The sequence below is a fragment of the Mesorhizobium sp. ESP-6-2 genome (assembly GCF_020164675.1).
GTDB lineage: Bacteria > Pseudomonadota > Alphaproteobacteria > Rhizobiales > Rhizobiaceae > Mesorhizobium.
The window spans coordinates 1-17419 of sequence record NZ_JAIUGT010000003.1 but is presented as its reverse complement, the minus strand read 5'-3'; the positions used below and the strand labels follow the sequence as shown (position 1 = coordinate 17419).

Annotated in this window: 25 protein-coding genes and 3 tRNA genes; 17 read left to right on the top strand and 11 right to left on the bottom strand. The window is 59.9% G+C overall.

Going from position 1 to position 17419, the window contains the following annotated elements; genetic code table 11:
• The first annotated feature begins 6 nt into the window (after positions 1 to 6).
• The 4 genes from LB532_RS09475 (at position 7) to LB532_RS09460 (ending at position 2948) form a co-directional block, all read left to right on the top strand.
• On the top strand, positions 7 to 1500 hold the full coding sequence (locus LB532_RS09475) for a helix-turn-helix domain-containing protein (protein ID WP_224556685.1): 1494 nt from the start codon (positions 7 to 9) through the stop codon (positions 1498 to 1500).
• A 135-nt stretch (positions 1501 to 1635) separates the two neighbouring features.
• Positions 1636 to 1821 carry a hypothetical protein gene (locus LB532_RS09470; RefSeq protein ID WP_224556681.1) on the top strand — a complete coding sequence of 62 codons (186 nt, stop codon included), beginning with the start codon at positions 1636 to 1638 and terminating at the stop codon, positions 1819 to 1821.
• A gap of 47 nt (positions 1822 to 1868) precedes the next feature.
• Complete coding sequence (locus tag LB532_RS09465) at positions 1869 to 2588, top strand: SOS response-associated peptidase (protein ID WP_224556813.1); 720 nt, start codon at positions 1869 to 1871, stop codon at positions 2586 to 2588.
• 66 nt (positions 2589 to 2654) lie between these two features.
• Positions 2655 to 2948, top strand: a complete 294-nt coding sequence (locus LB532_RS09460; RefSeq protein WP_224556679.1) for a hypothetical protein — start codon at positions 2655 to 2657, stop codon at positions 2946 to 2948.
• 194 nt (positions 2949 to 3142) lie between these two features.
• Here LB532_RS09460 and LB532_RS09455 read toward each other — a convergent pair whose 3' ends face one another.
• The 5 genes from LB532_RS09455 to LB532_RS09435 all read right to left on the bottom strand — a co-directional run bounded on the left by LB532_RS09455 (position 3143) and on the right by LB532_RS09435 (position 6084).
• Positions 3143 to 3565: a hypothetical protein gene (locus LB532_RS09455; RefSeq protein ID WP_224556677.1), complete on the bottom strand. Its 423-nt coding sequence runs from the start codon at positions 3563 to 3565 to the stop codon at positions 3143 to 3145.
• Between the two features lie 529 nt (positions 3566 to 4094).
• Entirely contained in the window at positions 4095 to 4535 is a 441-nt protein-coding gene (locus LB532_RS09450) for a MucR family transcriptional regulator (RefSeq protein ID WP_224556675.1), read from the bottom strand.
• A 120-nt stretch (positions 4536 to 4655) separates the two neighbouring features.
• Complete coding sequence (locus LB532_RS09445) at positions 4656 to 5102, bottom strand: hypothetical protein (RefSeq protein ID WP_224556673.1); 447 nt, start codon at positions 5100 to 5102, stop codon at positions 4656 to 4658.
• Positions 5099 to 5659: a hypothetical protein gene (locus LB532_RS09440; RefSeq protein WP_224556672.1), complete on the bottom strand. Its 561-nt coding sequence runs from the start codon at positions 5657 to 5659 to the stop codon at positions 5099 to 5101. Before LB532_RS09440 ends, LB532_RS09445 begins: the two co-directional genes overlap by 4 nt.
• 266 nt (positions 5660 to 5925) lie before the next feature.
• Positions 5926 to 6084 (bottom strand): DUF1778 domain-containing protein, encoded by a 159-nt coding sequence (locus LB532_RS09435; RefSeq protein WP_224556670.1) that lies wholly within the window; start codon positions 6082 to 6084, stop codon positions 5926 to 5928.
• Between the two features lie 98 nt (positions 6085 to 6182).
• On the opposite strand from LB532_RS09435, the gene LB532_RS09430 reads away from it, so the two are divergent.
• Together LB532_RS09430 and LB532_RS09425 are read left to right on the top strand one after the other, a co-directional pair.
• A complete protein-coding gene (locus LB532_RS09430) occupies positions 6183 to 6365 on the top strand; it encodes a hypothetical protein (protein WP_224556667.1) in 183 nt (60 codons plus the stop codon).
• Positions 6310 to 6639 carry an HNH endonuclease gene (locus LB532_RS09425; protein ID WP_318011214.1) on the top strand — a complete coding sequence of 110 codons (330 nt, stop codon included), beginning with the start codon at positions 6310 to 6312 and terminating at the stop codon, positions 6637 to 6639. Before LB532_RS09430 ends, LB532_RS09425 begins: the two co-directional genes overlap by 56 nt.
• Positions 6640 to 6798: 159 nt before the next feature.
• Here the strand turns inward: LB532_RS09425 and LB532_RS09420 are convergent.
• Positions 6799 to 6874: transfer RNA gene (locus LB532_RS09420), tRNA-Thr, on the bottom strand.
• Positions 6875 to 7033: 159 nt separating this feature from the next.
• Here LB532_RS09420 and LB532_RS09415 point away from each other — a divergent pair.
• The 4 genes from LB532_RS09415 to LB532_RS09400 all read left to right on the top strand — a co-directional run bounded on the left by LB532_RS09415 (position 7034) and on the right by LB532_RS09400 (position 8701).
• Positions 7034 to 7204: a hypothetical protein gene (locus LB532_RS09415; protein ID WP_140638033.1), complete on the top strand. Its 171-nt coding sequence runs from the start codon at positions 7034 to 7036 to the stop codon at positions 7202 to 7204.
• 199 nt (positions 7205 to 7403) lie between these two features.
• Positions 7404 to 7610: a hypothetical protein gene (locus tag LB532_RS09410; protein ID WP_140638034.1), complete on the top strand. Its 207-nt coding sequence runs from the start codon at positions 7404 to 7406 to the stop codon at positions 7608 to 7610.
• Between the two features lie 216 nt (positions 7611 to 7826).
• On the top strand, positions 7827 to 8132 hold the full coding sequence (locus LB532_RS09405) for a BA14K family protein (RefSeq protein WP_140638035.1): 306 nt from the start codon (positions 7827 to 7829) through the stop codon (positions 8130 to 8132).
• 209 nt (positions 8133 to 8341) lie between these two features.
• Positions 8342 to 8701: a hypothetical protein gene (locus LB532_RS09400; RefSeq protein ID WP_140638036.1), complete on the top strand. Its 360-nt coding sequence runs from the start codon at positions 8342 to 8344 to the stop codon at positions 8699 to 8701.
• Here the strand turns inward: LB532_RS09400 and bhcR are convergent, their stop codons facing one another.
• Positions 8702 to 9523, bottom strand: coding sequence for an HTH-type transcriptional regulator BhcR (bhcR, locus tag LB532_RS09395; RefSeq protein ID WP_140638037.1), 822 nt, complete (start codon positions 9521 to 9523; stop codon positions 8702 to 8704).
• 213 nt (positions 9524 to 9736) lie between these two features.
• On the opposite strand from bhcR, the gene gcl reads away from it, so the two are divergent.
• From gcl to LB532_RS09380, 3 genes are all read left to right on the top strand, one after another.
• Positions 9737 to 11518: a glyoxylate carboligase gene (gene gcl / locus LB532_RS09390; protein WP_140638038.1), complete on the top strand. Its 1782-nt coding sequence runs from the start codon at positions 9737 to 9739 to the stop codon at positions 11516 to 11518.
• A 10-nt stretch (positions 11519 to 11528) separates the two neighbouring features.
• Positions 11529 to 12326 (top strand): hydroxypyruvate isomerase, encoded by a 798-nt coding sequence (gene hyi / locus LB532_RS09385; protein WP_140638039.1) that lies wholly within the window; start codon positions 11529 to 11531, stop codon positions 12324 to 12326.
• 221 nt (positions 12327 to 12547) lie between these two features.
• A complete protein-coding gene (locus LB532_RS09380) occupies positions 12548 to 13441 on the top strand; it encodes a 2-hydroxy-3-oxopropionate reductase (protein WP_140638040.1) in 894 nt (297 codons plus the stop codon).
• Between the two features lie 63 nt (positions 13442 to 13504).
• On the opposite strand, the gene LB532_RS09375 is transcribed toward LB532_RS09380, so the two are convergent.
• Positions 13505 to 14356: a TrmH family RNA methyltransferase gene (locus tag LB532_RS09375; RefSeq protein WP_140638041.1), complete on the bottom strand. Its 852-nt coding sequence runs from the start codon at positions 14354 to 14356 to the stop codon at positions 13505 to 13507.
• A gap of 197 nt (positions 14357 to 14553) precedes the next feature.
• On the opposite strand from LB532_RS09375, the gene LB532_RS09370 reads away from it, so the two are divergent.
• Positions 14554 to 14638, top strand: a tRNA-Tyr gene (locus LB532_RS09370).
• Between the two features lie 90 nt (positions 14639 to 14728).
• Positions 14729 to 14802, top strand: a tRNA-Gly gene (locus LB532_RS09365).
• An 83-nt stretch (positions 14803 to 14885) separates the two neighbouring features.
• On the opposite strand, the gene LB532_RS09360 is transcribed toward LB532_RS09365, so the two are convergent.
• Positions 14886 to 15344 carry a YidB family protein gene (locus LB532_RS09360; RefSeq protein ID WP_140638042.1) on the bottom strand — a complete coding sequence of 153 codons (459 nt, stop codon included), beginning with the start codon at positions 15342 to 15344 and terminating at the stop codon, positions 14886 to 14888.
• Between the two features lie 129 nt (positions 15345 to 15473).
• Here LB532_RS09360 and LB532_RS09355 point away from each other — a divergent pair, with 129 nt between their 5' ends.
• Complete coding sequence (locus LB532_RS09355; protein WP_140493554.1) at positions 15474 to 15731, top strand: GlsB/YeaQ/YmgE family stress response membrane protein; 258 nt, start codon at positions 15474 to 15476, stop codon at positions 15729 to 15731.
• A gap of 78 nt (positions 15732 to 15809) precedes the next feature.
• On the opposite strand, the gene LB532_RS09350 is transcribed toward LB532_RS09355, so the two are convergent.
• The gene (locus LB532_RS09350; RefSeq protein WP_181169285.1) at positions 15810 to 15947 is read right to left on the bottom strand and encodes a hypothetical protein; all 138 of its coding nucleotides are present in this window, start codon (positions 15945 to 15947) and stop codon (positions 15810 to 15812) included.
• Positions 15948 to 16075: 128 nt separating this feature from the next.
• Positions 16076 to 16846 (bottom strand): DMT family transporter, encoded by a 771-nt coding sequence (locus tag LB532_RS09345; RefSeq protein WP_224556661.1) that lies wholly within the window; start codon positions 16844 to 16846, stop codon positions 16076 to 16078.
• A gap of 406 nt (positions 16847 to 17252) precedes the next feature.
• Here LB532_RS09345 and LB532_RS09340 point away from each other — a divergent pair.
• On the top strand, positions 17253 to 17419 hold a 167-nt coding region (locus tag LB532_RS09340), incomplete at its 3' end, for a GTP-binding protein (RefSeq protein WP_263492174.1).

Genomic DNA, 17419 nt, shown 5'->3' with positions numbered 1-17419 from the left:
TGAAACTTGCTTTTTGTGAACTGGCCAGACATCGTGGTGTTGGTGGGGAGATCTTTCAACGTGGCGTCATCACAGGAAATCCTAAATCAACTCGTCGAAAATCCGGCTGAGAGTCTCAACGTTGAAGTGAAGCGATGGCTCGATCCTAAGGCGGACGAAGGGAAAGCAAAGATCGCTATTGCCTGCATGGCCCTGCGAAACCGAAACGGCGGGCGGCTGATCATCGGCTTTGATGACAAGGCCCTTCACCCATCCACCGACGGCAGGCCGGCAGATCTTCACCAGGCCTTCAACACAGATTCAATTAACTCAATAGTCTCCTATTTTGCATCGCACGCATTCGAGGTGGAAGTCGGCTTTGGCGAGCGCGTCGAAGGTCGGTTCCCCGTGCTCAGTGTTGCACCAGGTGTTAGGGCTCCAGTCGCGGCGAAGCGCCCTCTGATCGTTGACGGCAAGCATCTGATACGCCAGGACGCAGTCTACTTTCGCACGTTGAATTCCAGCAACGTGCCGAGCTCCTCGATTGCCAAACACTCAGACTGGCCAGATATCGTGGAGATCTGTTTTGAGAATCGGGAGGCCGACTTCGGCCGGTTTTTGCGTCGGCACCTCGGCCCGAACCAGCTTGAGATGCTAATTGAGCTCATCACTGGCCTGAAATCGGGAGCCGCCGTCGACGAGGGTGTCGATTTCTTCCGCTGGGATGCGAATTCTAGGAGCAACATTCTCAGGTCTCGGACTTTTGAGTTGCTCCGCATGAATGATCGACGCCGGCGTCAGTGTTTTGACTCAGACGAGTTTCGGGAAAGGGCGCAGCAGGTAGAAAAAGCAGGAACTTGGTCGGCCATGCTGGTCATTGACCCGCCGTTTCCAGATCAGGATAGCAGTCAGAAGTTTTTCGACACTGTCGCGAATTCGAATCCCCAATACACGGGCTGGCCGGTTTGGCTAGATTCCAGAAATTTCCACGATGAGGAATTCCGCCCCCGCAAGACAGACAAGGGATGGGACACCATCGTGCTCCGCCCAGGAAGGACATGGGGCGCCCACGCCGATTTCTACCGGATCAAGGCCACGGGTGAGTTCTATTTGTGGCGTGTTCTTGGTGACGACATGAGCGAACACGTCGAGCCGTCCACCGTGCTCGATCCCGGTTTGATGATCTATCGGGTCGCTGAGACGATTGCTGTGGGCTTAGCGATAGCCAAGGGCCTGGAGCGTGGTGAAGGTACCTCCCTGGCATTTGCCTTTAGGTGGGAAAAGCTACAAGGCCGCCAAATCCAGTCGTGGACCGATCCGAGGCGTTACTACTCGCCGCATGGTCAAGCTTACGACGATCAGGCAGAGGGATTCGTCGTCATTGACGCTGGAACCTCCCCAAGCGCGATCGCGCCTTTCGTTCAACAAGCTACTGAGGAGCTGTTCGCTGTCTGGGCTATGGAACATCCGTTGAACGGCATTGAGCAGGTCGTACGCAGAGTATTGGAGCGGAGTGCATAGGAATCCGCTGCCAAGTGAAGTTGCGAGTCGGTGCCAAGCGTTTTTGCGCGCTACATCAGCAGCCCGGGAACCTAAATTGTTGATCGAGCTTATCGCTGGATGAGCACACGCGGGCTGAACTTTCTGCACAAATGGATGACCGAAAATATCGCTGATGATCCCTCCATGGACCCGGGAGCTGCGACCGATCTCGCCGATCGCGCCATGGCGGAGGCGGCTAGGGATGGGATAGCGCCTCGGGAGATCGAGGAGGAGGTAGACAGCGTGTTTGCCGTGATGTTCGAAGCTGTCACCAATCGAAGCGGTGGCGGGAGCGAATAGCTGTCCAGATGTGGACTCTCCACAAGGGGCTTCCTATCTTTCCCGCCATGTGTGGACGCGTCTTCGTCAAAACGACCATTCCCGATATGGTTCGCCGGTTTGAATTCGCCCATGCTGGCGATGTCGAGCGGCTGGGCAACAGCTTTCCGCTCTGGAACGGCGCGCCCAGCCTGACATACCCGATCATCATCCGTGAGGAGATGTCGACCAGCATGGCGGGCTTTGTCTCGGCGCGCTGGGGACTGGTGCCTGGCTGGGCGAGGGACGGCGGCGGCGGGCCGCCTCCGGTCAACGCTCGGTGCGAGACGATCGCCACCAACGGCCTTTTCAAGAAAGCTTATGCCTCACGCCGCTGCCTGGTGCCGATCGACGGCTATTTCGAGTGGCAGAAGCTCGACCCCTCCGGAAAGAAGAAGCAGCCTCACGCCATCGCTATGAAGTCTGGCGAGCCGTTCGCGCTGGCCGGGATTTGGGAGGAGTATTCCGACAGGGCGACGGGCGAACTGATCCGCACCTTCGCAGTTGCCACGTGCGAGCCCAATGAGCTCATGGCAACAATTCATGACCGCATGCCAGTGATCCTGGCGCCGGGCGACTACATGCGCTGGCTCGGGCCCGAGCTGGACCCACGGGATTTGATGAAGCCGTTCCCGTCCGACCTGATGAAGATGTGGCCAATCGACAGCAAGGTCGGATCGCCGCGCAACAACACGCCCGATATCATCGACGAAATCGGCCTCGGGCCGAAAGACCTGTTTGATTTCTGAGGCGCGCCGGTCAATTTTCATCGGGGCTATCTTGACGGGCAAGGAATTTGTTCCTTTTTTGTTCTCATGGCGCACGATCCGATAGACACGCTGGGCAAGGCGACCCGGCACAACATGCTCGTCAAGGCGGAATGCAGCTGCGGCAATGTCCGCTATCATCGCTCGGCCGACCTGATGATGGTGTTCGGCGGCGGCCGTGACCCGCAAACCCTGAATTTCACCTGCGACCGCTGCAAGCCGTCGATCAAGGTCACGCTGCTCGAGGTGCATCCCGAACACCTGCCCAAGAAGCTGATGATTCACAAGCCGGTGAAGGTCGGCGGCAAGATCACCTGGTACACCGAGCGGTTCCGGGGATGAGCGGCCACTTGGTTGCCCGCATCAAGATCCTGCCAAACCTTACCGGGCCCGTTCCGTTCATCGGATGGACGGCGCATCGCCAGGTATGGCTGCACCTAGGATTGTGTCCCAATTATGTACTTGGCGTACCAGGATTGGAAATGTCTACTGAGCCGGGACTGGCCGGCACTTCATTTCGACATGGAACGTCCGCTCTAGCCAAAGAGCCTGAGCAAGTCGTTGGTGAAGGCGGTGGCGAGAAATTTGGCGCGCGCGTCGTCAGCGACGAGTGCGGGTTGACTGATTGCTTGATCGACCAACGGCCACAATGTGTGGAGCCCAACAGCGAGTCCATATTTGCTGGCCTCGAAATCGAAATCGGCGCCGGTGCTGAAGCACGATACTACAAGTTTTCCAAATTGGAACGTAGTGGTCTGCGAATTCGGTTCTTTGATTGATATATCTCCGAGCGAAAACGCGCGATGCGAGATTTGATCGTTATACGTGATCCCGTTATAGCGGCCTATCCATATCTTCCAGTTGTCAGGCGGCCTGAGATTTTCCATGAGGAATTTGCGTTCACCGCCAGTAACGGCAACTGTAAGTTTATCGGCAAATTCCCACGTCATCACGAACATGCATACCCACGCGGCCAAGTCAGTGCGTTCAGCCGGCGACAGGTTCCACCATTAGTCCATTCCAAGTTTCTTCAAGATGGAAATGTTGCGATCGGTAATTCCCTTCATCCATCCTGTGTTGCAACGTTCGCAAGGAGCTTTGATGGTTAGGGATCTGGTAGGACCCTGACGGGTTAGCGCGCCCTTGAGATGAAGGGGCAAGGGGAAGCCTGTCACGTGGGGATAGCGGACTACCTTGTGCACGGAGCTTTTATGGAATGACGGGAAATGCTTTATGCTCCATTTGCCCCAAAGGTGCTCCTTTGTGCGTCCGGGCTTGCCGCAGTACACGCATATAGCTTGAGGTCGAGACATGGTTCTCCAAATCGACAAAGACCAGGAAACGGGGGACGAGGTTGAAATCCGCCGGAGAGACGAGTGGTGTGGAGGGTCTTGTCCGTAAGCAGGGCGGATCGAAAGCGGCCCGAATGGCAGCCTTTTGCATTAAAGCAGCCGGTCACCGACTCCAATTCTCGCCGCAGCCGTTTGGCTATTTCGCCTTCGCTTTCCTTTTCGTAGGCACCTTCTTAGCCGGTTCAGCCACCTTCCGCCCGAGTCCCGATGCCTTCGCCAGCGCCGACCGCTGCGCCGCATAGTTCGGCGCCACCATGGGGTAGTCGCTCGGCAGCCCCCATTTCTCGCGATATTCGTCGGGTGTCATTCCCAACAAGCCTAGGTGACGCTTCATTGACTTGAATTTGCGGCCATCTTCCAAGCTAATGATGTAGTCCGGAAAAACCGATTTCTTTGGTTTGACTGCGGGCACCAGCGCTTCGACAGCGGGCGCTGCTTGCTGACCTAGACCCAGCAGCGATGAATGGATCGAAGCAATTAAAAACGCCAAACCGTCCACGGGGAGGGGATTGTTGCGCACATACGCTGACACGATGTCTGCGGTCAGGTTGACTACTTCGTTGTTGTTGTCGACCAATTTCTAACTCCCGGCATCAAACGATGAACCCACCCACACAAAAATGGGAGGGAAAGTCAAGGCCGAGTCTTGCTGAACCTATTTTCCAGTCCTCAGAAACCGTTCAAGCTCACTTTCACGCTACCGTTGCTGATACGGTGTTTCGGCATACTTTGCCGCCGTCTTGGCCCTGTATTCAGCTATTGCTTTTAGCTTTGTCGGCTCGTTTGTGATGGGGTGTCGCTCTGGAACGTCCTCCCCGGCTGCACGACGCCGCTCTTCGTCGTCTATCTTCTTTTCCTCTCGCTTTCCAATCCACGCTCGTTCCTCTCCGTCTGGCGGCGCCATCGTGAAGCCGGCGGTGATGCCAAGATAAAGCGCATAGAATTGCCGCACGTGCGGTACAGGCCGCCCTTGGTGCAATGGGTCCCAACGCGGGAAGCCCTGGCGCTCGAGCATAGGAATGACGTCGCGCTTCCAGCGTGAAGCGTTCCGCTTGCCGACGACCGCGACCGCAATTTCCAGGTCGGTGGCGAAAAGCGGCAACTTATCCAACGCAGCGTTGGTGACGGTCTTAGGTTCGTTCATTCAGAACGTTCTCGGATCCTGGCAACGCGCTCGTCTCGAAGCGCGCGCTTTCGCTCATCCGTCCAGTAGGCAGGATCGTGGTTCCCCCGATCTAACTCAGACGCGCTTACGGCCTTCGCTGCACGCTTCGCGGCTAACTCCTGGACCTTGGCTTCGCGCTTCGCGGCTCTCGCATCACTCTTTGCGCGGGTGGTTTGGCGCTTTGCCTCCAGCCGCTTCTCGCGTTCAACGGCCTCGCGTTCTTTGCGCAAGCGTCGTTTTTCGTCGCGCTTCCGTTGGTCGGTTCGGAGAAGGTCTTTGTAGGAAGCGTCAGACGTATAGAACGCAATGGCGCTGGCCGTTGCACGCTTTTCTGCAGTGGCAGGCGCCCGCATGATTTGCCAAATGTCGACAAGATCCTGCTCGGAAAACAGCACCTTACGCTCGCCATGCAATGAGCAGCATCCGTAGCGCTTACCGAGCGTGATAACGCCGCGCTGCGTCATTCTAAGCCGCCCTGCCGCTTCCTTTGCGGTGTAGATGGTGCCCAGCAGAGTTTGCGCGGGAATATCGCTCATTGGAGCTAGATTCCATAAAACAAGAATGGAGTCCACACGGAATAATGAACTAGGCGTTTACGCAATTTGTACTTGGAAAAAACTTGCGTAAATGCCATGCTTGCCGATTCTGCGGAGCAAAGCAGTAAGGAATTCTTCGTTAGCGGGGAACAATCGCTGGCGGTTGGCGTTTGGTTGTTGCCGAGTGGCTTTTTAGCGCCTCGAAAGAGGTTCACTGGACATGACGCACGGCAGGGTCGTCACCTTCGGGGGTGGCGGCCCTTTCCCTATTCGGCTTTGGGAAGGAAACCCTTCGCTTCCAAGTCAGCTACAATGAGGATCTCAACGTATGAAGCAACGGTGCGCTTGTCGGCCTTGGCAGCACGCTCCAGCGCCTCCTTCACTTCAGGCTCAATCCTCAATCCGAGTGGCGCGGTCCTGGCCATTTCGTCTCCTGTTTGCAATTGTTAGCAGATGCTAGTTGACAGCCAACTTGCATTGTTTTACCGCTGCTAACATCAACTAGCAACGAGGAGTCGCCGGCATGCTTAACGACACGGACACCGAAGAGCATTTCCAAACCGCGCGCGCCATGCTCCGCGCCATTCTCATGTCGGCAAGCGAGATCGTGGTCGATGAACGCGATAGCCTAATGCTGCATCAGCTTGTTTATGCCGTCGACGGCGAACTTGACGCCATCGAAGCCACCATGGCTGCGGCGGCCTGACATGGGCAAGGGCGGCCAGCGCCCTGAACTGCGCGCCACCCTGCGGGCAAAGCAGGGTGGCCGCTGTTGCTATTGTCAGACGAAGATGCGGATCAGTTTCAGCAGCCACTTGTTGCCCGATTCCGAGACGCTCGAGCACTTGAACCGACGCGCCTCCGGCGGCCGCAATGACAGGGACAATATAGCCCTGGCCTGCTGGGAGTGTAACTCAGGGCGAGGCACGATCGATTGGCTGACGTATATGACGATTAAGCGGGGAGAGCATTACGGCTAGTGGTGCTCCCGTGTTGCATCCGTGTTGCACGGACTCCGTGGGAATCAATGACAAAGCCTTGAAACGCGCCGTTCTGAGTGCGGCGTGTTGCAAGGTCGAAATGCGTTGGAATCGATTGGCGCGCAGTCGACAAGCTACTGTTTTTATTGGATAATGTGGTGGTGCCCCCGGCAGGAATCGAACCCGCGACCTTCGGTTTACAAAACCGCTGCTCTACCAGCTGAGCTACAAGGGCATGCGGCACCGGTTAGCCATATTTGCGGCGCCAGTAAAGACAAATGTCGGGTTTGAGGCGCTCATAGACGCTGCCGGGCAACAGACACGCCATCCTGAAAACGGCCAATTCGCTTCCTATATCCTACGGCAGGTGCAATCGCTTGGGCGAGGCTGTCGCATGATCAGATTCGTCATCATCCTGCCGATCGTCGTCATAGCCTGGATGCTGCTGGTGAAGCTCATCAGGGACGTCAAGAACGCCAACATCGACTGGACCGGCGTCACCACAATCATCGGCTTCATCGCGCTCGCCTTCTGGCTGCGCCATGTCACGGGCCTGGGGTGGTGAAGAGTGGGTGGTGAGTAGTGAGTAGTGAGTAGTGAACCCGAGGTCGGTCGTGCGGGTTCACTACTCACTATTCACTATTCACCACTCCCCCGACCTCTCCGAAAAAATCTCCTCCACCTTTCGAACCTTTTCCCGCGCCGCGCCGACTGATGGTCAGAGGCGAATGGGTCGCCTCGATCAAAAGATCCAGGAGATCATCATGTTCAAGCGCACTCTCGTTTCAGGCCTCGTTGCCATCTTCGTCGCCACCGGCGCGCTCGCCGGCACCGTCGGCACGTCGTCGGCCCACGGCATGCACGGCCACCATCACCACCACAACCATCACAAGAAGCACTTCAAGAAGTTCTGGTGGAAGCACCACAACCATCATCACCACAAGCACGGCAAGGTGATCATTTTCCTTTGATGGAGGAACCCAATTCACCCGAAAGGGCGGCTTCGGCCGCCTTTTTTCGTTGGGCGAAGCGGGGCGGTCATGAATGTCTCGTCAAGCTCTTAGGTCGCCGTCAGCACGACCTCCTCGGTTCACGTTAAAAAAAGATTCGAACCTTTTTCTTGTGCCGAACGACAGATGATCAAGAGGCGGATGGGTCGCCTCTCCAAACGAAGCAAGGAGATCATCATGTTCAAGCGCGCACTCGTTTCCAGCCTCATCGCCACCACCGTCGCCGCCACCGCTTTGATCGGCACCGTCCAGCCTTCGGCGGCTCATTCGCATCACCACCACCATGGCATCGGCATCGGCATTGCCGCCGGCGTCGGCGGTTTTGTCCTGGGCAGCCTGCTTGCCCAGCCCCGCGCTGTCTATGTGGATGAGGACGGCGGCTCGTGGCACGTCCGCCGCTGCTTCGATCGCTATTCGAGCTACGATCCGGACTCCGACACCTACATTGGTTACGACGGCTATCGTCATTATTGCCGTCTTTGAGAGGAGCAGCACCGTTCAGCACCGGAAGAGGGGTTCAGGCGAGCCCCTTTTCTGCTGCTCTGGACGGCGGGACATTTGTTGGATTGGGCCGACTGTCAAGGGCAAGCCTGAACCTTGAATCATCAATGCGATCGGCAATGTACAGGCATTTCCCGAAGGCCTAATCTGCTTGGCGATGATCTGCGGGCAGATATGGGGGAGGGTGATCCTTGGACGAGCAGGACCCGAAAGAGGAACAGGTCGAAATTATTTTCCGCAACGGCACGGTCACGGCCGTCGGCATCCTGCTGGCGTTTTCGCTGGGCTTCATCACGCATTGGGCTGCCAATCCGATCCCGTGGCAGACCTATCATCTCGTCGCCGTGCTACCGATCCTGGCCGGCATCGCCTTGCAGATGCGGGCACTGTCGCTTCTGCTCGACACAAAGTGCCTGCAGCGGCGCCTCTATGAACACGCCAATCGCATCTTCATCATCGGCCTCGTCTTCACCGCCTGCGGTGTCGGCATGGCGATCCTGCTCGATTTCTTCGATCTTGCGAGCAGAAGCGCGCTGCCGGGGGCAGGTTGATCATCCGGTTTGTACGCCACCGATCATCCTGGTGACCTCGGCCGCGGCATTGCGCACGATCGGCCCGATCTCGGCCAGCCGCTCAGGCGTCACCCGGACCGTCGGGCCCGACACGGAGACGCCGCCGATCGGCTCGCCGAATTCGTTGAAGATGGCTGATGCCACGCAGCGCATGCCTGGATGCCGTTCCTCGTCGTCGACCGACCAGCCGCGCAGCTTGATCGTCGCGAGATCGCGGGCGAGGGCAGGGATGTCGGACAGCGTCCTGTCGGTGAAGCGCTGCAGGCCGGCCTTGCGCAGGATGGCTCCGACGCGCGCGGGTTCCAGATGCGCCAGCACCGCCTTGCCGATGCCTGAAGCATGAAAGGGGCTGCGCGTGCCCGGCCGGAAGAAGGCGCGGATCGCCTGGTGCGTCTCGACCTGGCTGACGAACACCACGCAATCGTCCTCGGCGACGCCGAGATTGGCGGTCTCGCCGGTTTTCTCCATCAGTTCCTGCATGACGATGCGCGCGCGGTCGACCAGCTTGCGGCGGCGCAGGAACGCCGCGCCCATCCGGTAGGTCTCGACGCCGATCGACCAAAGCTGGTCCGTGCTGTCGAACTCGACCATGCCGTGGTTTTCAAGCGTCGTCAGCATGCGGTAGGCGGTGGAGGCGGCCAGCCCGCTTTGCGCTGAAATCTCGCTCAGCGACAGGCCGCTGCCCTCGGCAACGATGGCCAGGATGCGCAAGGCCCGGTCCAACGACTGCACCGAAGCCGCCTCCGACGGGCCGTTGAAGGCGCGCGGCCGGCCGCGCTGGCGTTTTTCAGCGGTTTCCATGGCGCCATCATGCCCGATTTTCCCGAGCGGACAATAAAAAAGTTTTTCACGCCTTCTGCATTGCCACTTTTTGGAAAACAAAAAGAGAAATGAAATCAAGAGACAACGGCAGCTTCCTAGAAATGAAAAAATATTCTGAAAAAATTGAAAAATAGACGGCCTGCTGACATTCTCCGCCATCCAACAATGACAACCCCTGTGGAGGGCCGGAAAATGGCCAGGATGCGCGCTGTTGATGCGGCGGTTCTCGTTCTCGAAAAGGAAGGCATCGCCTGCGCCTTCGGCGTGCCGGGCGCGGCGATCAATCCGCTCTACTCGGCCCTGAAGGCGAGGGGCACCATCCGTCATGTGCTGGCCCGCCATGTGGAGGGCGCCTCGCACATGGCCGAAGGCTTTACCAGGGCCAAGGCAGGTAATATCGGGCTCTGCATCGGCACGTCAGGCCCGGCCGGCACCGACATGATCACCGGGCTCTATTCGGCATCAGCCGATTCCATCCCGATCCTCTGCATCACCGGCCAGGCGCCGCGGGCGCGGCTGAACAAGGAGGATTTCCAGGCCGTCGACATCGCGACCATCGCTTCGCCCGTCGCCAAATGGGCGGTCACCGTCATGGAGCCTTATCTCGTGCCGATGGCGCTTCAGAAGGCATTCCACCTGATGAGGTCTTCGCGCCCGGGACCGGTGCTGATCGACCTGCCGGTCGACGTCCAATTGGCCGAGATCGAGTTCGACATCGACGCCTATGAGCCGCTGGCGCCGTTCAAGCCGGCAATGACGCGCGCCCAGGCCGTGAAGGCGCTGGCGATGCTCAACGCCGCCGAAAAGCCGCTGATTGTCGCCGGCGGCGGCATCATCAATGCCGATGCCTCGGACCTGCTGATCGAGTTCGCCGAAATAGCAGGCGTGCCCGTCATCCCGACGCTGATGGGCTGGGGCGCGATCCCCGACGACCACCGGCTGATGGCCGGCATGTGCGGGCTGCAGACATCGCACCGCTACGGCAACGCGACGATGCTCGAGGCCGACTTCGTGTTCGGCATTGGCAATCGCTGGGCAAACCGCCACACCGGTTCCGTCGATGTCTACACCAGGGGAAAAAAGTTCATTCATGTCGATATTGAGCCGACGCAGATCGGCCGTGTGTTCGCACCCGATCTCGGCGTCGTCTCGGATGCGGGGGCCGCGCTGAAGATGCTGCTCGACGTCGCCACCGAGTGGAAAACGGCCGGAAGACTGCGCGACTGGTCGGGCTGGGCGAAGCAATGCCGGGACCGCAAGAAGACCATGAAGCGCAAGACGCATTTCGACCAGGTGCCGCTGAAGCCGCAGCGCGTCTATGAAGAGATGAACAAGGCGTTCGGGCGCGATGTCACCTACGTCACCACGATCGGCCTGTCGCAGATCGCCGGCGCGCAGTTCCTGCATGTCTACAAGCCACGCAACTGGATCAATTGCGGCCAGGCCGGCCCGCTCGGCTGGACACTGCCGGCAGCCCTTGGCGTTCGCGCGGCCGATCCCGAGCGCACCATCGTGGCGCTGTCGGGCGACTACGATTTCCAGTTCATGATCGAGGAACTGGCGGTCGGCGCGCAGCACAAGCTGCCTTACATCCACGTCGTCGTGAATAACGCCTATCTCGGCCTGATCCGCCAGGCGCAGCGCGGCTTCTCCATGGATTACGAGGTCAGCCTCGCTTTCGAGAATATCAACCGGTCGGACGATCCCGAGGCCGGCTACGGCGTCGACCACGTCGCTGTTGCCGAGGCGATGGGTTGCAAGGCGGTCAGGGTGCGCAAACCGGAAGAATTCGCCGGCGCCTTCAAGGAGGCGCAGGGGCTAATGAAGGAGCATCAGGTCCCGGTCGTGCTCGAATTCATCCTCGAACGCGTCACCAACATCTCGATGGGCACTGAGATCGACAAGATCACCGAATTCGAGGACCTTGCCGAACATCAGGAAGACGCGCCGACGGCGATCGTGATGCTGGACTAGGAGAAAAAGAATGCCGCGTTTTTCAGCCAATCTTTCGATGCTCTTTGGCGAGCATGACTTCCTCGAACGTTTTGATGCAGCTGCCCGCGCGGGCTTCAAAGGCGTCGAATATATAGGCCCCTACGACCATGCCCCCGAGGTGGTGGCCGCGCGGCTGAAGAAGAACGGCCTGACACAGGTGCTGTTCAACCTGCCGGCGGGCGATTGGGGCAAGGGCGAGCGCGGCATCGCCGTTTTGCCGGACCGCGTGCCGGAATTCCGCCAGGGCGTCGCCAAGGCGATCGCCTACGCGCAGGCACTCGGCTGCTCACAGGTCAATTGCCTGGCCGGCATCGCGCCCGCCGGTGTCGACCGCAACGTGCTCGAGGATGTGTTTGCCGAGAACCTCGCCTTCGCCGCGGAGAAACTGGAGCAGGCCGGTATCAAATTGCTGATCGAGCCGATCAACACGCGCGATATCGAGGGCTTCTTCCTGAACTATTCCGACCAGGCGCTGGCGTTGATCGACCGCGTCGGCTCGAAGAACCTGTTCCTCCAATACGACATCTACCACATGCAGATCATGGAGGGGGATCTCGCCCGTACCATCGAGGCAAATCTCGGCCGCATCGCGCATATCCAGCTTGCGGACAATCCCGGCCGTCACGAGCCGGGGACGGGCGAGATCAACTATCCCTTCCTTTACGAGCACATAGACCGCATTGGTTATACCGGCTGGGTCGGGGCGGAATACAAGCCGAAGGCGGGGACCGAGGCTGGTTTGGGCTGGTTCAAAGAGTTGGCTGGGCAAGGGAGTGCGGCGGCTTAGCAGTAGGAATTTGAACTCGCGCTCTACGGCGCCACCCTCTGGCCTGCCGGCGATCTCCCCCAAAAAGGGGAGATCGGATGTCACCGGCGGCCTCGCTAAATTTTAAACCGAGAAAATTGGGGCCAGCGCCGAAACTGCCAATCTCCCCACCTGTGGGGGAGATGGCCGGCAGGCCAGAGGGGGCGTGAAGGAACGCAACCTCAACAAGACGGAGAACCACAATGGAAACCATCGGCTTCATCGGCCTTGGCATCATGGGCGCGCCGATGGCGGGACATTTGCTGGACGCCGGCTACACGGTCATCGCCAGCGACCATCGCTCCAAGCCGCCGGCCGATCTCGTCGCCAGGGGCCTGAAGTCGGTCACCGGCCATGCCGCCGTGGCGAAGGCCGCCGACATCATCATCACCATGGTGCCCGACACACCGCAGGTGGCCGAGGTGCTGTTCGGCGACAGCGGCGTCGCATCAGGTCTTTCCAAAGGCAAATTGGTCATCGACATGAGCTCGATCTCGCCGATCGAGACCAAGACCTTCGCCAAAAAAATCAACGAACTGGGCTGCGACTATCTCGATGCGCCGGTCTCGGGCGGCGAGGTGGGAGCCAAGGCCGCATCGCTGACCATCATGGTTGGCGGCAAGGAAGAGGCCTTCGAGCGCGCCAGGCCCGTTTTCGAGAAGATGGGCAAGAACATCACCCTGGTCGGACCGAACGGCGTCGGCCAGACCACCAAGGTCGCCAACCAGATCGTCGTCGCGCTGACCATTGAAGCCGTCGCCGAAGCGCTTGTTTTTGCTTCGAAAGCCGGCGCCGACCCCGCCAAGGTCAGGCAGGCGCTGATGGGCGGGCTGGCCGCCTCACGCATCCTCGAAGTGCATGGCGAACGCATGGTCAGGCGCACCTTCGCGCCGGGTTTCCGCATCGAACTGCACCAGAAGGATCTCAATCTGGCGCTGGAAGGCGCAAGGGCGCTCGGCGTCTCCCTGCCCAACACGTCGACCACCCAGCAACTGTTCAATTCCTGCGCCGCCAACGGCGGCGCCAGGGAGGATCACTCGGCCCTGGTCAGGGCGCTGGAGCGGATGGCGGGACATGAGGTAGGCAGAGGCGAATAGCGAGTAGGGAATAGCGAATAGGGGTTGCAGCCGCGGAGAGCCGGGATTGGAGTTCGCTACTCGCTACTCGCTACTCGCTAAAAATTTCCGTGCCGCATAAAGGCTCACCGCCGCGGCGTTCGACACATTGAGAGAGCGGATGGCGCCGGGCATGTCGAGGCGGGCCAGTGTCGTCACCGTCTCGCGCGTCTTCTGGCGCAGGCCCTTGCCCTCCGCGCCGAGCACCAACGCGATCCGGTCACCGGCAAAGCTGGTCTCCAGTTCCGCCGGCCCATCCGAATCGAGGCCGATGGTCTGGAAGCCCGCCTGGTGCAACTGGCCAAGGGCGTCGGCGAGGTTCTTCACCTCGATCTGGTCGATATGCTCCAGCGCGCCCGAGGCTGATTTCGCCAGCACGCCCGATTCCTGCGGGCTGTGGCGCGCCGTGGTGATCAGCGCGCCGGCATCGAAGGCGACCGCCGAGCGCAGGATGGCGCCGACATTGTGCGGATCGGTGATCTGGTCGAGCACCAGCACCAGCTTCGTATCGCCGAGAGCGTCGAGGCGCTTGGACTTCAGCGGCTCGGCCTCGATCAGCACGCCTTGATGCACGGCATCCGAACCCGTGATCTTGTCGATGTCCCTGGGTTCGACCAACTCCGCCTTGAAAGGCAGGGCCGCGAGGTCGGCCAGTCCCAGCCTCTCGGCGGCATTGCGCGTCACCAGCATTTTCTTGATCTTGCGGCGCGGATTGTCGAGCGCCGCCCGCACCGTGTGCAGGCCATAGAGACGCACCAGGCCGTCGCCTGCGTTTTCGCCTGGTGGCACGGGCTGGCGCGGCCGGAACGCCGGCGCGCCGCCGCTCTTCTCGTCGCGGTGCGCACGGCGCAGCTTGGCGTAGTGGGTGTCTTTCGGGGTGCCGGTCTTGTTGCTCATGGCCGGCTTCTATAGCGGTCTCCGGCGGCCAGGGATATGGCCCGTCGCCACAGCCGGCGAACAACATCGAAAAACCCTTCCCACGCGGTTGACACCCACTGGCCTTGCCGCCATAAGGCGCTTCGCTGATTTCGGAGAAGTGATACTCGGGTCCGGATCGGCAAGAATGCCTCGTTGCATGGCTCCGGCGGCAGACTGGAGAGGTGCCCGAGTGGTTAAAGGGGACGGACTGTAAATCCGTTGGCTTAGCCTACGTTGGTTCGAATCCAACCCTCTCCACCACTGCCGGCCCGGAAGCCCTGAAACGTGAAAGCATCGGAGGCGAAAAGCGCATGGCGCTTTTCCGGGAAATCCGATACTTCAGGGCAAGGCGCGGGTATAGCTCAGTGGTAGAGCAGCAGCCTTCCAAGCTGAATATGCGGGTTCGATTCCCGCTACCCGCTCCAGATTTCCAACCCACGCCATCGGCAAGCTGAAACACTGCGCGGCCAAGTCGCGCAGCGCTCCAGAGGATGGCTGTCCGCTCGCTTCAGCTGTTGAAGGCCGACGCGACTTGGTGTTGCTGCGGCACCTGGCCGTTCGGCGTCAGCTTGTCGACGATGCCAGGCAAGGCCGTGCTCAATTGCTTGAGCAGTTCCTGCTCGTCGAGCCCCGTCCTCTGCGCGATCTCGCGGATGACCTGCGGTCCGATCGCGTTGCCCAGGTCGTTGGCGTTGATCGGCTGGTTCTGGCCGGTGCCGACCCAGGAATCGGCGACGTTGCCGTGGCCGGAGTTCTTCAATTTGTCGAGCAGGCCGCCCAGTCCGCCAAGCAGGCCGCCATCGCCGGCCGCGGTTTCACTGGGCTCGGCCGGTGCGGGAGGTTGGGGTTGCTCCGGCTGTTCGGTACTCCTGCCGCTCAGCATCTTTCCGACCAGCAGCGCGCCGAGCGCGATCATCAGGGGTTTGGTGATGTTGCCGCCCGGAACGGCATTGTCAAACAGTCCCATCGTGGATCTCCTTGTCAACCAAGCCCGTCCCATCCTCACAATGACGCAATCGGGCGGAATTTCAAGCTGGCTTGAGCTTTTGACAATCATATGAAAATGATGGACGTGGCAGGGGATTGGAGAGGAAAAATGTCAATCATCAGCTGGATTATTCTGGGCGTCATCGCCGGCTTTCTTGGCAGCAAGATCGTCAACAAGAGCGGCCAGGGCATGATCATGGATATCGTGCTCGGCATTGTCGGCGCCATTGTCGGCGGCCTGATCTTCAGCGCTTTCGGCGCGTCGGGCGTGACCGGCCTCAACATATACAGCCTGATCGTCGCGGTGGTGGGGGCCGTGGTCGTGTTGTGGGCCTACCACCAGTTCGCCGGCAAACGCACGATCTAAGCGCCAGCCGAACTGTCTGATATTTCGAATTCCGCCGAGGCAACACCGGCTTCCGGCCGGTATGCCCGGCAAGCTTGCCTATGGCATCAGGATTGCGTCGGCCGCGGCGAAAAAGATCAGCGTTCCCGCGATGAACACCGCCCAGCCGACAAGCGACTTGCGGATGGCCGCCTTGTGCTCGGCGTCGGAGTGCCTGTTCTGGTCAAAATCGGTCATGGGGAATCTCCCTTGGCTGATCATCATGTCTTGGTCGGTCGGACGATGCTTCGCCGATTAGACGATCAATCTGGCTACTGCAATATCTGCTGAAAGGGCATATGCGGGCGCCTGCCAGGGCGCTAGGCCTATGCGACGGCGGCCAGCCGGCGCTTGCGCTGGTCGAGCGAGACGATGGCCAATCCGCTGCCGACAACCAGAAGGATGCCGCAGACCGCCAGCGCGTTTGGGAATTGTCCGAACACCAGCAGGCCCGAAATCACCGCCCAGACGGTGAAGCAGTAGTAGAACGGCGCCACCGCGCTGGTCGGCCCGACGCGATAGGCCATGAAGATGAAGAAATGGCCGAAGATCAGGAAAAATCCGGCTCCGGCCATGAGCAGCAGATGATGCGCTTCGGGCATGATCCAGCGCTCTGAAACCAGGTGTGCCGCACCGGCGCCGATCAGCACCACGACGACGGCTGAAATCGCCACGATCATTCCGGGCACCTCGGCTGTGATCTTGCGGCCGGCCAGATCGCGGGCGGCTGCGAACGCCGCGTTGCCAAGAGCCAGCAAGGCATACACCGAAATGCCTTGCATGGTCGGTTGCGCCACCATCAGCGCGCCGATGAAGCCGAGCCCGATCAGCGCCATGCGCTGGCCGCCGATCCGCTCGCCGAACAGGATGGAGGAGCCGACCAGCATCAAGAGCGGCGTGACCTGTCCGAGCGCGGTGGAATCGGCGATCTGCATGTTGGCGAGCGCCACGACGTAACAAAGGATGGCGGCCAGTTCGAGCAGGTTGCGGTGCAGCACGCGCTTGTCGAAGATCAGCGGGATCTGCTTGCCATAACCGAGCGCAAACAGCAGCGGAAAGCCCCAGAGCGCCGCCGCCGCGCCGCGCAGGAACAGCACTTCATAGGCCGGCCGGCCGTGGCGAGCTTCATCATCGTATCGTTGACGAGATACGACCCGGTCGAGACGATCATGAACAGGGGGCCGCGAACGGCTATCGGGATGAAATGCATCGGTGCAGGAAATCAGAGCGGGAACGCCGCCGCAATGGGCCATGGAGCGGCGACCAATCCGACAGCAACCGACGAGCGGCGCGCGCAATGCCGGCGCCATTGCGCAGGGGTTTAGGCCATTCCATTTCGCGCGGCACGTTCCTATATCAGCGCTATATCCCTGCAATCGGATCACGGGTTCGGACCGAGTGAGACGGCGCCCGGGCAAAAGACGCTTGTGTTTTTTGGCCTTTGTCGCTAATCGCCCCGCATTCGACTGAACTGAAGGTCCAGGCCGTCCAAGGAAAGAGACTATGGCAAAAGGTAAATTCGAGCGCACCAAGCCGCATGTGAACATCGGCACGATTGGCCACGTTGATCATGGCAAGACGTCGTTGACGGCAGCGATCACCAAGTATTTTGGCGAATACAAGCGCTATGACCAGATTGACGCGGCGCCGGAAGAGAAGGCGCGCGGCAT

Bases quoted from the DNA above. Each gene is read 5' to 3' on its own strand.
- LB532_RS09470 (WP_224556681.1), top strand. From the start codon at position 1,636: ATGACCGAAAATATCGCTGATGATCCCTCCATGGACCCGGGAGCTGCG.
- LB532_RS09465 (WP_224556813.1), top strand. From the start codon at position 1,869: ATGTGTGGACGCGTCTTCGTCAAAACGACCATTCCCGATATGGTTCGC.
- LB532_RS09460 (WP_224556679.1), top strand. From the start codon at position 2,655: ATGGCGCACGATCCGATAGACACGCTGGGCAAGGCGACCCGGCACAAC.
- LB532_RS09455 (WP_224556677.1), bottom strand. From the start codon at position 3,565: ATGTTCGTGATGACGTGGGAATTTGCCGATAAACTTACAGTTGCCGTT.
- LB532_RS09445 (WP_224556673.1), bottom strand. From the start codon at position 5,102: ATGAACGAACCTAAGACCGTCACCAACGCTGCGTTGGATAAGTTGCCG.
- LB532_RS09440 (WP_224556672.1), bottom strand. From the start codon at position 5,659: ATGAGCGATATTCCCGCGCAAACTCTGCTGGGCACCATCTACACCGCA.
- LB532_RS09435 (WP_224556670.1), bottom strand. From the start codon at position 6,084: ATGGCCAGGACCGCGCCACTCGGATTGAGGATTGAGCCTGAAGTGAAG.
- LB532_RS09430 (WP_224556667.1), top strand. From the start codon at position 6,183: ATGCTTAACGACACGGACACCGAAGAGCATTTCCAAACCGCGCGCGCC.
- LB532_RS09425 (WP_318011214.1), top strand. From the start codon at position 6,310: ATGCCGTCGACGGCGAACTTGACGCCATCGAAGCCACCATGGCTGCGG.
- LB532_RS09415 (WP_140638033.1), top strand. From the start codon at position 7,034: ATGATCAGATTCGTCATCATCCTGCCGATCGTCGTCATAGCCTGGATG.
- LB532_RS09410 (WP_140638034.1), top strand. From the start codon at position 7,404: ATGTTCAAGCGCACTCTCGTTTCAGGCCTCGTTGCCATCTTCGTCGCC.
- LB532_RS09405 (WP_140638035.1), top strand. From the start codon at position 7,827: ATGTTCAAGCGCGCACTCGTTTCCAGCCTCATCGCCACCACCGTCGCC.
- bhcR (WP_140638037.1), bottom strand. From the start codon at position 9,523: ATGGAAACCGCTGAAAAACGCCAGCGCGGCCGGCCGCGCGCCTTCAAC.
- gcl (WP_140638038.1), top strand. From the start codon at position 9,737: ATGGCCAGGATGCGCGCTGTTGATGCGGCGGTTCTCGTTCTCGAAAAG.
- hyi (WP_140638039.1), top strand. From the start codon at position 11,529: ATGCCGCGTTTTTCAGCCAATCTTTCGATGCTCTTTGGCGAGCATGAC.
- LB532_RS09380 (WP_140638040.1), top strand. From the start codon at position 12,548: ATGGAAACCATCGGCTTCATCGGCCTTGGCATCATGGGCGCGCCGATG.
- LB532_RS09375 (WP_140638041.1), bottom strand. From the start codon at position 14,356: ATGAGCAACAAGACCGGCACCCCGAAAGACACCCACTACGCCAAGCTG.
- LB532_RS09360 (WP_140638042.1), bottom strand. From the start codon at position 15,344: ATGGGACTGTTTGACAATGCCGTTCCGGGCGGCAACATCACCAAACCC.
- LB532_RS09355 (WP_140493554.1), top strand. From the start codon at position 15,474: ATGTCAATCATCAGCTGGATTATTCTGGGCGTCATCGCCGGCTTTCTT.
- LB532_RS09350 (WP_181169285.1), bottom strand. From the start codon at position 15,947: ATGACCGATTTTGACCAGAACAGGCACTCCGACGCCGAGCACAAGGCG.